The 13,569-nt window shown below is 56.1% G+C and carries 15 protein-coding genes; all 15 read right to left on the bottom strand.

Going from position 1 to position 13,569, the window contains the following annotated elements; translation table 11 throughout:
• Nucleotides 1-13: 13 nt before the first annotated feature.
• Nucleotides 14-553 carry a polysaccharide biosynthesis/export family protein gene (locus tag I6L44_RS16560; protein WP_216952474.1) on the bottom strand — a complete coding sequence of 180 codons (540 nt, stop codon included), beginning with the start codon at nucleotides 551-553 and terminating at the stop codon, nucleotides 14-16.
• Nucleotide 554: 1 nt separating this feature from the next.
• The gene (locus I6L44_RS16565; protein WP_216952476.1) at nucleotides 555-1,874 is read right to left on the bottom strand and encodes an outer membrane beta-barrel protein; all 1,320 of its coding nucleotides are present in this window, start codon (nucleotides 1,872-1,874) and stop codon (nucleotides 555-557) included.
• Nucleotides 1,858-3,261 (bottom strand): undecaprenyl-phosphate glucose phosphotransferase, encoded by a 1,404-nt coding sequence (locus I6L44_RS16570; protein WP_216952480.1) that lies wholly within the window; start codon nucleotides 3,259-3,261, stop codon nucleotides 1,858-1,860. Before I6L44_RS16570 ends, I6L44_RS16565 begins: the two co-directional genes overlap by 17 nt.
• Before the next feature lie 20 nt (nucleotides 3,262-3,281).
• Nucleotides 3,282-4,649, bottom strand: a complete 1,368-nt coding sequence (glmU, locus tag I6L44_RS16575; RefSeq protein ID WP_216952484.1) for a bifunctional UDP-N-acetylglucosamine diphosphorylase/glucosamine-1-phosphate N-acetyltransferase GlmU — start codon at nucleotides 4,647-4,649, stop codon at nucleotides 3,282-3,284.
• Nucleotides 4,650-4,742: 93 nt separating this feature from the next.
• Nucleotides 4,743-5,171, bottom strand: a complete 429-nt coding sequence (locus I6L44_RS16580; RefSeq protein ID WP_005339345.1) for a F0F1 ATP synthase subunit epsilon — start codon at nucleotides 5,169-5,171, stop codon at nucleotides 4,743-4,745.
• 18 nt (nucleotides 5,172-5,189) lie between these two features.
• The gene (gene atpD, locus I6L44_RS16585; protein ID WP_026455856.1) at nucleotides 5,190-6,578 is read right to left on the bottom strand and encodes a F0F1 ATP synthase subunit beta; all 1,389 of its coding nucleotides are present in this window, start codon (nucleotides 6,576-6,578) and stop codon (nucleotides 5,190-5,192) included.
• A 33-nt stretch (nucleotides 6,579-6,611) separates the two neighbouring features.
• Nucleotides 6,612-7,478 carry a F0F1 ATP synthase subunit gamma gene (gene atpG / locus I6L44_RS16590; RefSeq protein ID WP_041210471.1) on the bottom strand — a complete coding sequence of 289 codons (867 nt, stop codon included), beginning with the start codon at nucleotides 7,476-7,478 and terminating at the stop codon, nucleotides 6,612-6,614.
• 42 nt (nucleotides 7,479-7,520) lie between these two features.
• Nucleotides 7,521-9,062: a F0F1 ATP synthase subunit alpha gene (atpA, locus tag I6L44_RS16595; protein WP_216952485.1), complete on the bottom strand. Its 1,542-nt coding sequence runs from the start codon at nucleotides 9,060-9,062 to the stop codon at nucleotides 7,521-7,523.
• 15 nt (nucleotides 9,063-9,077) lie between these two features.
• Nucleotides 9,078-9,611 carry a F0F1 ATP synthase subunit delta gene (gene atpH / locus I6L44_RS16600; protein ID WP_204480539.1) on the bottom strand — a complete coding sequence of 178 codons (534 nt, stop codon included), beginning with the start codon at nucleotides 9,609-9,611 and terminating at the stop codon, nucleotides 9,078-9,080.
• Between the two features lie 13 nt (nucleotides 9,612-9,624).
• Complete coding sequence (atpF, locus tag I6L44_RS16605; RefSeq protein WP_204480536.1) at nucleotides 9,625-10,095, bottom strand: F0F1 ATP synthase subunit B; 471 nt, start codon at nucleotides 10,093-10,095, stop codon at nucleotides 9,625-9,627.
• Between the two features lie 55 nt (nucleotides 10,096-10,150).
• Nucleotides 10,151-10,393: a F0F1 ATP synthase subunit C gene (gene atpE, locus I6L44_RS16610; protein ID WP_005307205.1), complete on the bottom strand. Its 243-nt coding sequence runs from the start codon at nucleotides 10,391-10,393 to the stop codon at nucleotides 10,151-10,153.
• 58 nt (nucleotides 10,394-10,451) lie between these two features.
• Nucleotides 10,452-11,234, bottom strand: a complete 783-nt coding sequence (atpB, locus tag I6L44_RS16615) for a F0F1 ATP synthase subunit A (protein WP_216952488.1) — start codon at nucleotides 11,232-11,234, stop codon at nucleotides 10,452-10,454.
• Nucleotides 11,235-11,242: 8 nt separating this feature from the next.
• Nucleotides 11,243-11,653, bottom strand: coding sequence for an ATP synthase subunit I (locus I6L44_RS16620; RefSeq protein WP_216952492.1), 411 nt, complete (start codon nucleotides 11,651-11,653; stop codon nucleotides 11,243-11,245).
• A 190-nt stretch (nucleotides 11,654-11,843) separates the two neighbouring features.
• Nucleotides 11,844-12,752, bottom strand: a complete 909-nt coding sequence (locus tag I6L44_RS16625) for a ParB/RepB/Spo0J family partition protein (RefSeq protein WP_005342343.1) — start codon at nucleotides 12,750-12,752, stop codon at nucleotides 11,844-11,846.
• A complete protein-coding gene (locus I6L44_RS16630; RefSeq protein ID WP_216952494.1) occupies nucleotides 12,749-13,552 on the bottom strand; it encodes a ParA family protein in 804 nt (267 codons plus the stop codon). Before I6L44_RS16630 ends, I6L44_RS16625 begins: the two co-directional genes overlap by 4 nt.
• Nucleotides 13,553-13,569: the final 17 nt, after the last annotated feature.

Raw genomic sequence — 13,569 nt, forward strand, 5'->3', positions numbered from 1 at the left:
AGAGCGTCCTGGATCAGAAGAAACTTTGTTCGATGGTGATGATGTCGCCCGGATTGAGCTGCCGTTGCAGGCTCACCTCTTCCAGCAACTGATCGCTGCCATTGAGGCGCAGGCTGATATCCCGTCTGGCGGCGCGATCGGTGAAACCACCCGCCAGCGCGACGGCCTTCTCCACCGTCAGGCCGGGCTGGTATTCGTAGCCACCCGGGTGAGCCACCTCGCCAGCAACAAACACCTGGCGGAAAGTGGTCACGTTGACCGTCACCATGGGGTCGAGCAGCACACCGTGCTTGAGCCCTCTGGTCAGCAGCTCGGCCACCTCAGCGGTGGTATGGCCCATCAGCAGCACCTGACCCAGATAGGGGTAATTGACATGACCACTGGTATCGACCTTGAACTTCATCGACAGATCCTGCTCGCCATACACCCGGATTTCGACCTCGTCCCCCGGTGCCAGCCGGTAGGCGGAATCGTTGCCTTGCGGGCTCTGGCCAGCCCAGACCGACAGGCTGAACAACCAGCCAAGCAGAAGCACCATTACGCTTTTGTTCATGTTAAATGGCTACCTTGAGTGAAAGAGAAAGCTGTTGTTTGTCGTAACCGAGGGCACGGCCATAGCAATTGCCGCCGATGTCGATGGGCTGCCCGGCAAAGCTGGAACCTGAGTCGGCCTGCTGGTAGTGGAGCCCCAGATTGACGGAGGGACGAATGTCGTAGCTGATGCCCATGCCCCAGCGATGGATATCGTCCTGACGGTGGCGGTTGTCGTTACCACAGACCACCGACTGGTGATAATCATCCCGGATATCGTGATAAGAGAGCGTGGTCGCCACTCCGGGTGACCAGTGGTGCAGCCACTCGGCGCCATATAGCTGGCTGCTGACATAGCCGCCGTCACTACCCGGATCACGAATGGTCCGGCTGGAGAGCAGCGCGAGCTTGCTGTAAGCGAGCGGTTGCCACTCCAGACGCAGATCCCAGTTCAGCCCTTTGAAACTCTCCGCCTGTGGATCATTGACGAAACGCTTGTAGATCCCGCCGATATTGGCATCGATCCGGGTCTTGCCGGTCAGCTGGCTCATCACCCCGGTGATAAGAAAAAACTCGTCGGAATCCTTGCGCGGATTGGCCGGATAGCGTCGCAGATTGGTCTGCAGGGTGTAACGAAAACGGCTGACATGGCTCACCTGATCGAACAGCTCGACAATGGCGGTGTTCTCCTGCCACTCCTGCTCGGCCATATAGCGTTCAAAGTCATGCTGGTAGAGGTGCTTGTCGAGATAGCCCAGCTCCTTGTGGGAGAGCGCCAGCTCCAGCTTGCCTCTGGCATCGGGAGCGCCATAACTGTAGCGGCCACCCACTTCGCTGCGTTTGAAGCGCAACGGCTCGGCAATGTTGAACCAGCCGAAAGTGGCATCACCGCCAGCCTTCTCATCCCCCTGCAACATAAAGCCTTCGGTCAGCCCCTCGCCACGCGCCTCATGGCCCAGCCGATACTGGTACATCAGCTTGAAGGCGTTGCGCAGGGAGAAGCGCCAGCTGCCGTCAAACTGGAACTGGTGATCGGCATAGCCATCCCCATGGCTGCTGCCATAGCGACGATAGTCACCCAGATAGCTGAACTGATAGCGATCCAGGCCGCGTTTGCCCACCATGCGAAATTCCGGGGTGATTCCGATGAAATCGGAGCCAATCGCCTGACCACTGTCACGCAGCCACAGCAGGTTGCTGTCGTGACCATAACGACTCTCCATCTCGGTCTGGACCTCCAGACCCAGCGGCCCCTGATGGGATAAGGGAGTGACCTCGGCACGGACTGAAAGAGAGGGGGAGAGCAGCAGTCCGGCGCAAACGAGGCTAGTAAGCTGACGCACCGACAAACCCCTTGAATACAGTCAGGAAAATGACTTTGAAATCCAGTCCGAGCGACCAGTACTGGATGTACTTGAGATCGAACTTGACCCGCATCTCCATCTTGTCGAGGGTGTCGGTTTCACCACGAAATCCATTTATCTGGGCCAGCCCGGTAATCCCCGGTTTGACCTTGTGGCGCAGCATGTACCGCTCCACCAGTGAGCGGTACTGCTCGTTGTGCGCCACGGCATGGGGACGCGGCCCCACGATCGACATGGAGCCCTGAATCACATTGAAAAACTGCGGCAGCTCATCCAGCGAGGTACGACGCAAAAACGCACCGAATGGCGTCACTCTGGGATCGCCTCTGGTTGCCTGAGTCACCACGGCATCATTCTCCATGACGCGCATGGAGCGGAATTTCCAGACCTGGATCCGTTTCCCCCCCAGGCCGTAGCGATCCTGCTTGAAGAGCACGGGTCCAGGGGAAGAGAGACGCACCCCGAGAGCCACCAGCGCCATAACCGGAGAGATGAGCAGCAGGATGAGTGAACCCAGCACCAGATCTTCAATGCGTTTGAGCAGGGCGGCGCCCCCTTCGAACGGGGAATCGAAAAAGCTGAAGGTATAGATATCGCCCACCCGATCGATGTGGGACACGGTCAGGCCGTACTCGTAGAAATCGGGAACCAGATAGGTATTAACCGTGGTGTCGGAGAGTTCGTAGAGGTAGTGATTGATACGCTCCCGGGCGGTCAGAGGCAGCGCTAGATAGATTTCGTCGACCAGCCCTTTGCGTGCCAGCTCGAGCAGCTCATCGACATCACCCAACAGAGGACTGCGAGTCGGGTAACCGAAGCGCTCTTCGCTACGGGCATCGAAAAATCCGAGCATTTGGATATCGTGACGCGGACTCTCCCACAGGGATTTCTCCAGCGCCAGTCCGGCCGGAGTCACGCCAATGATGGCCACACGCCGACAGCAGGAGGCATCGCTGAACCAGAGGGTCACCAGTCGGTACAACACCCGATAGCCGGTGGAAATGAGGCAGGCCATGGCAAGCCAGAGCACCGCCAGCTCCAGCGGGAAGGGGTGGTAGGGTTTAAAGATGGGAACCAGATAGACCAGCAGGTAGAGCAGGGTAGCAGTTACCAACCAGGAGAAGATGAGGCGCAGCAGAGACTGCGCCAGATGTTTACGAACCCGGCTGCAATAGAGCCCGGTATTCTGGGAGACCAGAAAGAAGACCACCATGCCCAGCGTGACCAGGGACATCTCGTCCAACCCATGAAACAAGCCAAAGTGCCGTGCGAGCAGCACCATTGAGACTGAAATTCCCACCAGATCGACAAAGCGGGAAAACAGACTGTGGCTCGCGTCTGCGAGCTTGATGATTCGCTTGTTCATGGGTCGCCTTCATACTGATATCACTTATCAGTTTTCTTGACCGGACGAGCCCAGTTTTTGATGTGACGCTGGGGTACCCGGGTTATCACGAGTTCATGTTCACCCACGTCCTTGGTAATAGTAGAGCCGGCACCCAGGGTGGCCCCCTTGCCGATGCGAACAGGCGCTACCAGTTGGGTATCAGAACCGACGAACACATCGTCCTCGATGATGGTCTGGAATTTGTTGACCCCGTCGTAGTTGCAGGTGATGGTACCGGCTCCGATATTTACCCCGGCACCGATCTCGGCATCACCCAGATAGGTCAGATGACCGCACTTGGAACCAACCCCAAGACGGGCCTTCTTCATCTCGACGAAGTTGCCAACGTGCGCATCCTGCTCCAGAACCGCCCCCGGACGCAAGCGGGTAAACGGACCCACTGAGCACTGATCTGCCACCTGTGCACCCTCGATAACCGAGTAGGGTTTCACCTCGGAGTGATCGCCAATGACACAATCTTTCAGTACGCAACCGGCTCCGATACGAACGTGATTGCCGAGAGTCACCTTGCCCTCAATGATGACGTTTGCATCAATAACAACCTCTTCACCAATTTCCAAAACCCCACGCAAATCAAAGCGTGCGGGGTCGATCATGGTTGCACCTGCAATCATAAGTTTCTCGGCCTGCATCTGCTGATAGCTACGTTCAAGCTGAGCCAATTGCACCCGATTGTTGGCCCCTTCCACCTCGGCGGCGCGCTCCGGATGAACGGCAGCAATCGGGCAATTATCGCCGTGAGCCATCGCGATCACATCCGTCAGATAGAACTCGCCCTGAGCATTCTTGTTGTCGAGACGAGACAACCATTGACGCAACTGGCCCCCATTGGCCACCAGCACGCCGGTGTTCACCTCACGAATGGCCAGCTGTTCGGCATTGGCATCCTTCTGCTCGACGATACCGACTACCTGACCATTTTCACGGACGATACGGCCATAGCCGGTGGGGTTGTCCAGCACCACGGTCAGCAGTGCCATCCCGTTTTCAGCCTTGGCGGCGAGCAAGCGCTGCAGGGTCTCGGGCTGGATCAGCGGGGTATCGCCGTAGAGCACCAGCACATCGTCTTCATCCTTCCAGAACGGGATAGCCTGGGCGACGGCATGACCAGTTCCCAGCTGCTGAGCTTGCAGCACCCAGTTCACATCGGCCGCCACGATCCGCTCTTTCAGCAGCTCGGCACCGTGGCCATAGACCAGATGCAGCTGCTCGGCACCGACCTGACGAGCGGTATCGATCACATGGGAAACCATGGGTTTGTTGGCTACCGGGTGCAGTACCTTGGGCAGAATGGAACGCATACGGGTACCTTTACCCGCAGCCAGAATCACGACGTTGAGGGACATAAATTGGCCTTTGGAACATGAGAAATACTCGGCGGAGTCTATCCAACGGGTAAAAAAAAAGCGACCCGAAGGTCGCTTTTTACATCACCGTTATTAACGGTAATTCTTTTTGACGATATCGATGACTCGCAGTTGAGCCATCGCCTTGGCCAGCTCGGTGGCGGCCTGGGCGTAGTCGATATCACCATGGGAGCTGTGGATCCGCTCTTCGGCTGCGCGCTTGGCTTCCTGGGCTTTCGCCTCATCCAAGTCGTCAGCACGAATCGCGGTGTCCGCCAGCACGGTCACGGATTCAGGTTGTACTTCCAGCATACCGCCGGAGATGTACAGCACCTCTTCAGTTCCGTTCTGCTTCACCAAGCGGACCAAGCCCGGCTTGATGGCAGTCAGCAACGGAGCATGACCGTGGCGGAGACCCAACTCACCTTCGGAGCCTGATACCTGAGCGGATTGCACGCGACCGGAAAACAGTTTTCCTTCGGCGCTCACCACGTCCAGGTGAAAGGAGATCATCTCTGCCATGGGCCCTCCTGTCGAGGCTTACAGTTTCTTGGATTTCTCGACGACTTCGTCGATACCGCCAACCATGTAGAACGCCTGCTCGGGCAGATCGTCATACTCGCCTTTCAGGATGCCCTGGAAACCACGGATGGTCTCTTTCAGCGGCACGTATTTACCCGGAGAACCGGTAAACACTTCTGCTACGAAGAACGGCTGGGACAGGAAACGCTCGATCTTACGGGCACGGGCTACGGTCAGTTTGTCTTCTTCTGACAGTTCATCCATACCCAGGATGGCGATGATGTCCTTCAGCTCTTTGTAGCGCTGCAGTACGGTCTGAACGCCACGAGCGGTCTCGTAGTGCTCTTTGCCAACCACCAGCGGATCCAGCTGACGAGAGGTAGAGTCCAGCGGGTCAACGGCCGGGTAGATACCCAGTGCCGCGATTTGACGGGACAGTACGACGGTCGCATCCAGGTGGGCGAAGGTGGTCGCTGGAGACGGGTCAGTCAAGTCATCCGCAGGAACGTAAACTGCCTGTACGGAGGTGATGGAACCGGTCTTGGTGGAGGTGATACGTTCTTGCAGAACACCCATCTCCTCGGCCAGGGTCGGCTGGTAACCTACTGCGGAAGGCATACGGCCCAGCAGTGCGGATACTTCTGTACCGGCCAGGGTGTAACGGTAGATGTTGTCCACGAAGAACAGCACGTCACGACCTTCGTCACGGAACTTCTCGGCCATGGTCAGGCCGGTCAGCGCTACACGCAGACGGTTTCCGGGCGGCTCGTTCATCTGACCGTAAACCAGAGATACTTTGTCCAGTACGTTGGACTCCATCATCTCGTGGTAGAAGTCGTTACCCTCACGGGTACGCTCACCTACACCGGCGAACACGGAGTAACCACTGTGTTCGATCGCGATGTTACGGATCAGCTCCATCATGTTTACGGTTTTGCCTACACCGGCACCACCGAACAGACCAACCTTACCACCCTTGGCGAACGGACATACCAGGTCGATAACCTTGATGCCGGTCTCCAGCAGCTCGGTGCTGTTGGACTGATCTTCGTAGCTGGGGGCTTCACGGTGGATTGACCAGCTCTCTTCTTCACCGATCGGGCCTTTCTCGTCGATTGGCTCGCCCAGTACGTTCATGATCCGACCCAGTGTCGCAGTACCGACCGGAACCTGGATGGATTTACCGCTATTCATTACTTCCAACCCACGACGCAGACCGTCGGAGGAACCCATGGTGATGCAACGAACGACGCCGCCACCGATCTGTTGCTGAACTTCCAGCACCAGACCCTGGCCTTGACCTTCGCTAACGACCTTCAGTGCATCGTACACCTGGGGCACGGCATTCTGCGGGAACTCGATGTCCACTACAGCGCCGATGATTTGGACGATGAAACCGTTACTCATGTCAAATCCTCTAAACCTTTGATAACCCTTGCCTTACACCGCAGCAGCACCGGATACGATCTCTGTCAGCTCCTGGGTAATACTGGCCTGACGGGCCTTGTTGTATACCAGTTGCAGATCGTTAATCAGGTTACCGGCGTTGTCAGTCGCGGCTTGCATGGCAACCATTCGGGCTGCCTGTTCACTGGCCAAGTTTTCCACTACACCCTGGTAGACCTGAGATTCGACATAGCGAACCAGCAGGGTATCCAGCAGCTTCTTGGGATCCGGCTCATAGAGGTAATCCCAGTGGTGTTTCTTGGCGAGCTTGCTGTCTTCAGTTACGGGCAAAGGCAGCAGTTGATCGACCCGTGGTTGCTGCACCATGGTGTTGACGAACTTGTTGTACACCAGATACAGCTTGTCAATCTCACCGTTGTCGTAAGCCTTCAGCATGACCTTGACTGAACCAATCAGGTCATTGACGCTCGGGTTATCGCCCAGTCCTGCGACATGAGCTTTCACCTTGGCGCCGTGCCGTTCAAAGAAGTTGGAGGCTTTGTTGCCGATCAGAGCCAGGTCAACCTTGGCACCTTTCGCGCTCCATTGCTTCATATCATTGAGGGCAGCCTTGAACAGGTTGATGTTCAGACCACCACACAGGCCACGGTCGGTGGAGACGACGATGTAACCCACTCGCTTGACCTCACGTTCGATGAGGTAGGGGTGCTTGTATTCCAGGTTCCCCTGAGCGATATGGCCGATCACCTTGCGCATGGTTTCAGCGTACGGACGGCTGGCAGACATGCGATCCTGCGCACGGCGCATCTTGCTTGCTGCCACCATTTCCATAGCGCTGGTGATCTTTTGAGTGTTTTTAACACTCCCGATCTTGTTACGTATCTCTTTTGCGCCGGCCATCTCTTCTCTCCATCAGGTGGCAGCTTGCGCTGCCACACTCGCTTACCAGGTCTGGGTTGCCTTGAAGTCATCCAGCAACGCAGTCAGCTTGCCAACGATCGCGTCGTTGTAGTCAGCCTTGGCATTGATTTCAGCCATCAGCTCAGCATGCTGGGTATCGGCGAAAGAGAGCAGAGCGGCTTCGAAGTCGAGGATCTTGCTCAACTCGACATCAGAGAGATAGCCTTTTTCCGCGGCGAACAGCACCAGAGACTGGTGAGCCACGCTCATCGGAGAGTACTGCTTCTGTTTCATCAGCTCGGTCACTTTCTGACCGTGGTCCAGCTGCTTGCGAGTTGCATCGTCCAGGTCGGAAGAGAACTGGGCAAAGGCAGCAAGTTCGCGATACTGGGCCAGCGCGGTACGGATACCACCGGACAGCTTCTTGACGATCTTGGTCTGGGCGGCACCACCCACACGGGATACGGAGATACCCGGATCAACCGCAGGACGAATACCGGCGTTGAAAGACTGGGAAGTCAGGAAGATCTGACCATCGGTGATGGAGATCACGTTGGTCGGAACGAACGCGGATACGTCGCCCGCCTGGGTTTCGATGATCGGCAGCGCGGTCAGAGAACCGGTTTTGCCCTTCACTTCACCCTTGGTGAACTTCTCTACGTACTCGTCGTTGACGCGAGCTGCACGCTCCAGCAGACGGGAGTGCAGATAGAATACGTCGCCCGGGAATGCTTCACGTCCTGGCGGACGGCGCAGCAGCAGGGAGATCTGACGATATGCAACGGCCTGCTTGGACAGGTCATCATAAATGATCAGGGCATCTTCACCGCGGTCACGGAAGTACTCACCCATGGAGCAACCTGAATACGGAGCCAGGTATTGCAGGGCAGCCGCTTCGGAAGCAGAGGCAACCACTACTATGGTGTTGGCCAGAGCACCGTGCTCTTCCAGCTTGCGCACCACGTTGGCGATGGTGGAGGCCTTCTGGCCAATCGCAACGTAGACACACTTAATGCCGGAGTCTTTCTGGTTGATGATGGTGTCGATCGCAATGGCAGTTTTACCTACCTGGCGGTCACCGATGATCAGCTCACGCTGGCCACGACCGATAGGGATCATGGAGTCGATGGCTTTCAGACCGGTCTGGACAGGCTGGTCAACAGACTTACGCTCGATAACGCCCGGGGCAATCACTTCTACCGGAGAGAAGCCATCGTGCTCGACCGGACCTTTACCGTCGATAGGCTGACCCAGGGTGTTGACCACCCGGCCCAGCAGACCACGACCGACCGGCACTTCCAGAATGCGGCCAGTACCTTTTACTTTCATCCCTTCGGCCAGATCGGCATAGGGACCCATCACTACGGCACCAACGGAGTCACGCTCCAGGTTCAATGCCAGAGCGTAGCGGTTGCCCGGCAGCTCGATCATCTCACCCTGCATGGCATCGGCCAGGCCGTGAATACGAATGATACCGTCGCTCACGGAGACGATGGTACCTTCGTTACGCGCTTCGCTCTTTACATCAAACTGCGCAATGCGCTGCTTGATCAGCTCGGCGATTTCAGTGGAATTCAGTTGCATGCTCTAATACCCCAATCAAGATTGCAGCGCGTCAGCCATGCGATCCAGCTTGCCGCGGACAGTTCCGTCGATAACCAGATCACCGGCCTTGATGAGCACCCCGGCCATCAAGGACGCGTCGATGCTGCAATTCAGCTTCACTTTGCGCGCGAGACGTTGTTCCAGAGAAGCCTGAATATTGGCTTTCTGCTGGTCGGTCAGTGCAATCGCCGAAATCACGTCAGCCTGAACTTCTTTGTCCAGTTCAGACTTGAACACCACAAATTCGGCAACGACCGCCGGCAGCACACCCAAGCGACCATTCTCTGCCATTACCCGGATCAGGTTCTGGCCATGCTCGTCGAGTTGCTCCCCGCAGATGCTGACAAACAGTTTTGCCAGCTCGTCGGCAGCCACAGAGCCGTTAACCAGGGAGTGGATGGTCTCGTTCTTCACTACTTCCGCAGCGAAGCTGAGCATCCCCAGCCACTGATCAACCGCCTTGTGCTCAACGGCAAACTCGAAAGCAGCCTTGGCGTAGGGGCGAGCGATTGTAGTCAGTTCAGACATAGCCCCGTTCCCGTTACAGTTCAGCTACCAGTTTGTCGACGATGTCGCTGTTGGCAGCCTGGTCGATTTGGCGCGCCAGGATCTTCTCTGCACCCGCAATGGCAAGAGCAGCAACCTGCTTGCGCAGTTCCTCTTTGGCACGATGACGTTCAGCTTCAATCTCGGCACGGCCTTGAGCCAGGATTTTTTCCCGCTCAGCCTGAGCACCGACAGTTGCCTCATCAATGATCTGGGCCTTGCGTTTGTTGGCCTGTTCAATGATTTCAGCAGCCTGCAGCTTGGCTTCTTTCAGCTGATCGACGGCGTTGGCCTTGGCCAAATCCAGATCTTTCTTGGCTCGTTCGGCAGAAGAGAGACCGTCAGCAATAGCTTTCTGACGGGCTTCGATGGCAGCCATCAGCGGCGGCCATACATACTTCATGCAAAACACAACGAAGAAGAAAAAAGCAATTGCTTGGCCGAGGAGGGTGGCGTTGATATTCACAGCCGATGTCCTCTTTAGTTAGTTAATGGGTTATGCCTGGAGATGTCGTAACGACTTAGCCAGCAACCGCAAACATCACATACAGACCCAGACCAACGGCGATCATCGGGATCGCATCCACCAGACCCATTACGATGAAGAACTGGGTACGCAGAACAGGGATCAGATCAGGTTGACGAGCAGCACCTTCCAGGAACTTGCCACCCAGAATACCGATACCGATGGAAGCGCCGATAGCAGCCAGACCCATCATCATTGCAGCAGCGATGTACAGCAGGTCCATGTTCAAGTTTTCCATGAGGATCTCCATTTATTTAGATGTAATTGATTGTATAAAAAGGATTATTTGAGTCGCATCAACCATGGTCTTCCTGTGCCATCGACAGATAGACGATGGTCAGAACCATGAAGATGAATGCCTGCAAAGTGATGATCAGGATGTGGAAAATTGCCCAAGGCACGGACAGGATCCACTGTGACCACCAGGGTAGCAAACCCGCAATCAGGATAAAGATCAGTTCGCCAGCATACATGTTGCCGAACAGTCGAAGACCCAGAGAGACCGGTTTGGATACCAGCGTAACAGTTTCCAGGATGAGGTTAACCGGGATGGCCGCCGGGTGGTTGAAAGGCTGAAGCGTCAGCTCCTTCACAAACCCGCCGATACCCTTGACCTTGATGCTGTAATACAGGATCAAGAAGAACACGCCCAAAGCCATGGACATGGTGATGTTAACGTCAGCAGAGGGAACCACACGCAGATAGGGAATACCCATCAATTGTGCAGCGTGAGGGATAAAGTCAACGGGGATCAGATCCATCAGGTTCATCAGGAAGATCCAGACAAACACAGTCAACCCCAAAGGTGCGATGACCTTGTTGCGACCATGAAAGATGTCTTTGACGTTACCATTCACAAACTCGACCAGCATCTCCACAAAGCACTGCAGCTTACCCGGCACCCCGCTGGTAGCGTTAACGGCTACTTTGCGGAACAGCAGGATAAACAGGGCGCCTAGCACGACGGAGAATACCATTGAGTCGATATTCACCGTCCAGAACCCGGACCCGACTTGAAGGTGGGTCAGGTGGTGGGAGATATATCCCTGAGGAGTCAGGACTTCTCCGGTTGCAGACATGAGTTTTCCTAATAGTGGTTGTTAAGCGTGAATGAGACTATCCACTGTACAACGAGGGCGAGGATATAAGTGGCAAAAAACGAGACGGTAACGACCTCGACTTTCGCACCAAACAACAGAGCAAACAGACCTGCTGTCGAAACGAGCTTAATCCCAGCCCCACCATAAAAGTCCCGCAAAACCAGGCCCACACTCTCGGTTGTCACCTTGCGGCGCAGCACCCAGACAGTAAACAAGGCTTGAGGAACCCAGTACATCCCCCCTCCGTAAAGGGCGGAATAACCGGCGCTGGCACTAATCTGATAAAACCAGACAGCACTCATCGCCAGGATCAGGATGAGCTGACAAACGAGCATAACCCAGGCTAGCGTAAAACCTTCCAAGGCTATTTTCTGCTTCACCAACCTACCCCTGAACATTACAGAACTGTAAAAAATCGGGATCCGAAGACCCCATGTTAACAGCTCTTAAAGCCGGTCAAATTATACCCTTGAGGGCCGCTATTGCAATATGACAAAAATCCTTAATTTTTGCGGCTTTCCGCGGCAAATCAAGGTTATGGCCATATCAAAAGGAATGGATGTTTTATTACTACAAAAAGCGTAAGAATCACGATTCTGACACGCCAAAATAGCCCAATATACGGTCCAAATCGGATAAATTCTCGTAACTTATTACTAACTTTCCGCTATCCCGCTTGCCAGGCTGAAGTTGCACCTGATTGCCTATTTTTTCTGCCAACTGGCGCTCCAGATAGCCGATCTGCGGATCTCGAGCCGGTTCGACCCTGGCTTTTGCCGGTTCAAGCGCTTTTTGCACCAGCTTCTCGGTATCGCGTACAGTCAGCCCTTTCTGGGCAACCAGCTTGGCCAGTTCGGACTGAGCCTGACCGCTCAGGGCCAGCAGGGCTCGGGCATGACCCATGTCGAGGTCGCCATGCTCGACGAAACGCTTCACGTCGTCGTTGAGCTGGTTGAGACGCAGCAGGTTGGTCACCGTGGTGCGGGACTTGCCCACCGCCTCGGCCACCTGCTGGTGGGTGAGTTCGAATTCGGTCAGTAGTCTTTGTAAAGCGACCGCCTCTTCGATGGCATTGAGGTCTTCCCGCTGGATGTTCTCAATCAGCGCGATGGCAACGGCAGCCTCGTCGGGTACATCCTTGACGATGCAGGGCACCACCTCGAGCCGCGCCAGCTGGGACGCGCGCCAGCGCCGTTCACCGGCGATGATTTCGAAGGATTGTTCGCCGAGAGGGCGTACCACGATGGGCTGGATCACCCCCTGGGCGCGGATGGAGTTGGCAAGCTCTTCCAGTGCATCCTGGGACATATCCTTGCGGGGCTGGTACTTGCCGGACTGTAACCACTCCACCGGCAGCTTGCGCAGCTCGCCCTGATTGGTGGGGGCCATGGCCTCTTCAGTACGTTGATCGCTCATCACCTGTTTCTGGCGGGCAGCCGTGCTGGTACTGAGCAGGGCATCCAGCCCCTTGCCCAGTCCACGTTTTTTCGGAGTCATATGCTCTCTCGGTCTGCGATGGTCGCCTGACGTTCCTGCTCCTGGCGGCGCAGGATCTCGCCAGCCAGTGCCAGGTAGGCCTTGGCGCCCACCGATGATTTGTCATAGTGCATGGCCGGGGCACCGAAACTCGGGGCCTCAGCCAGTCTAACGTTGCGGGGAATGATGGTGCGGTAGACCTTGTCGCCAAAGTGCTGTTTTAGCTGATCGGACACATCATTGGCCAGCCGGTTGCGGTGATCGTACATGGTACGCAGCACACCTTCGATCTTGAGATCGGGATTGACCACGGCGGCCAGCTTGCTGATGGTGTCGACCAGGGCGGTGAGCCCTTCCAGCGCATAGTATTCGCACTGCATGGGCACCAGCACGGAGTCGGCGGCGGCCATGGCATTCACGGTCAGCATGTTGAGGGAAGGTGGGCAGTCGATGAAGACGTAGTCGTATTTGTCTCGCACCGAGGCCAGCGCATTGCGCAGACGGATCTCGCGGGCGAAAAACTCCATCAGGCGGATTTCGGCTGCGGTCACGTCGGCGTTGGCGGCGATCAGGTGATAACCACCGGAAGTTTCGGGTATGATCACCTCGCTGATGGGAGCATCTTCGATCAGCAGCTCATAGGCGGTGCGCTCGACTTCGTACTTGTCGACGCCGCTGCCCATGGTGGCATTGCCCTGCGGATCCAGATCGATCACCAGCACCTTGCGCCGGGTGGCGGCCATGGAGGCGGCCAGGTTCACACAGGTGGTGGTTTTACCCACTCCACCCTTCTGGTTGGCTATGGCAATGACTTTTCCCACACTATCCCCTAAATGAA

Origin of the sequence: Aeromonas sp. FDAARGOS 1414 (assembly GCF_019047065.1) — a bacterium.
Classification (GTDB): domain Bacteria; phylum Pseudomonadota; class Gammaproteobacteria; order Enterobacterales; family Aeromonadaceae; genus Aeromonas; species Aeromonas veronii_A.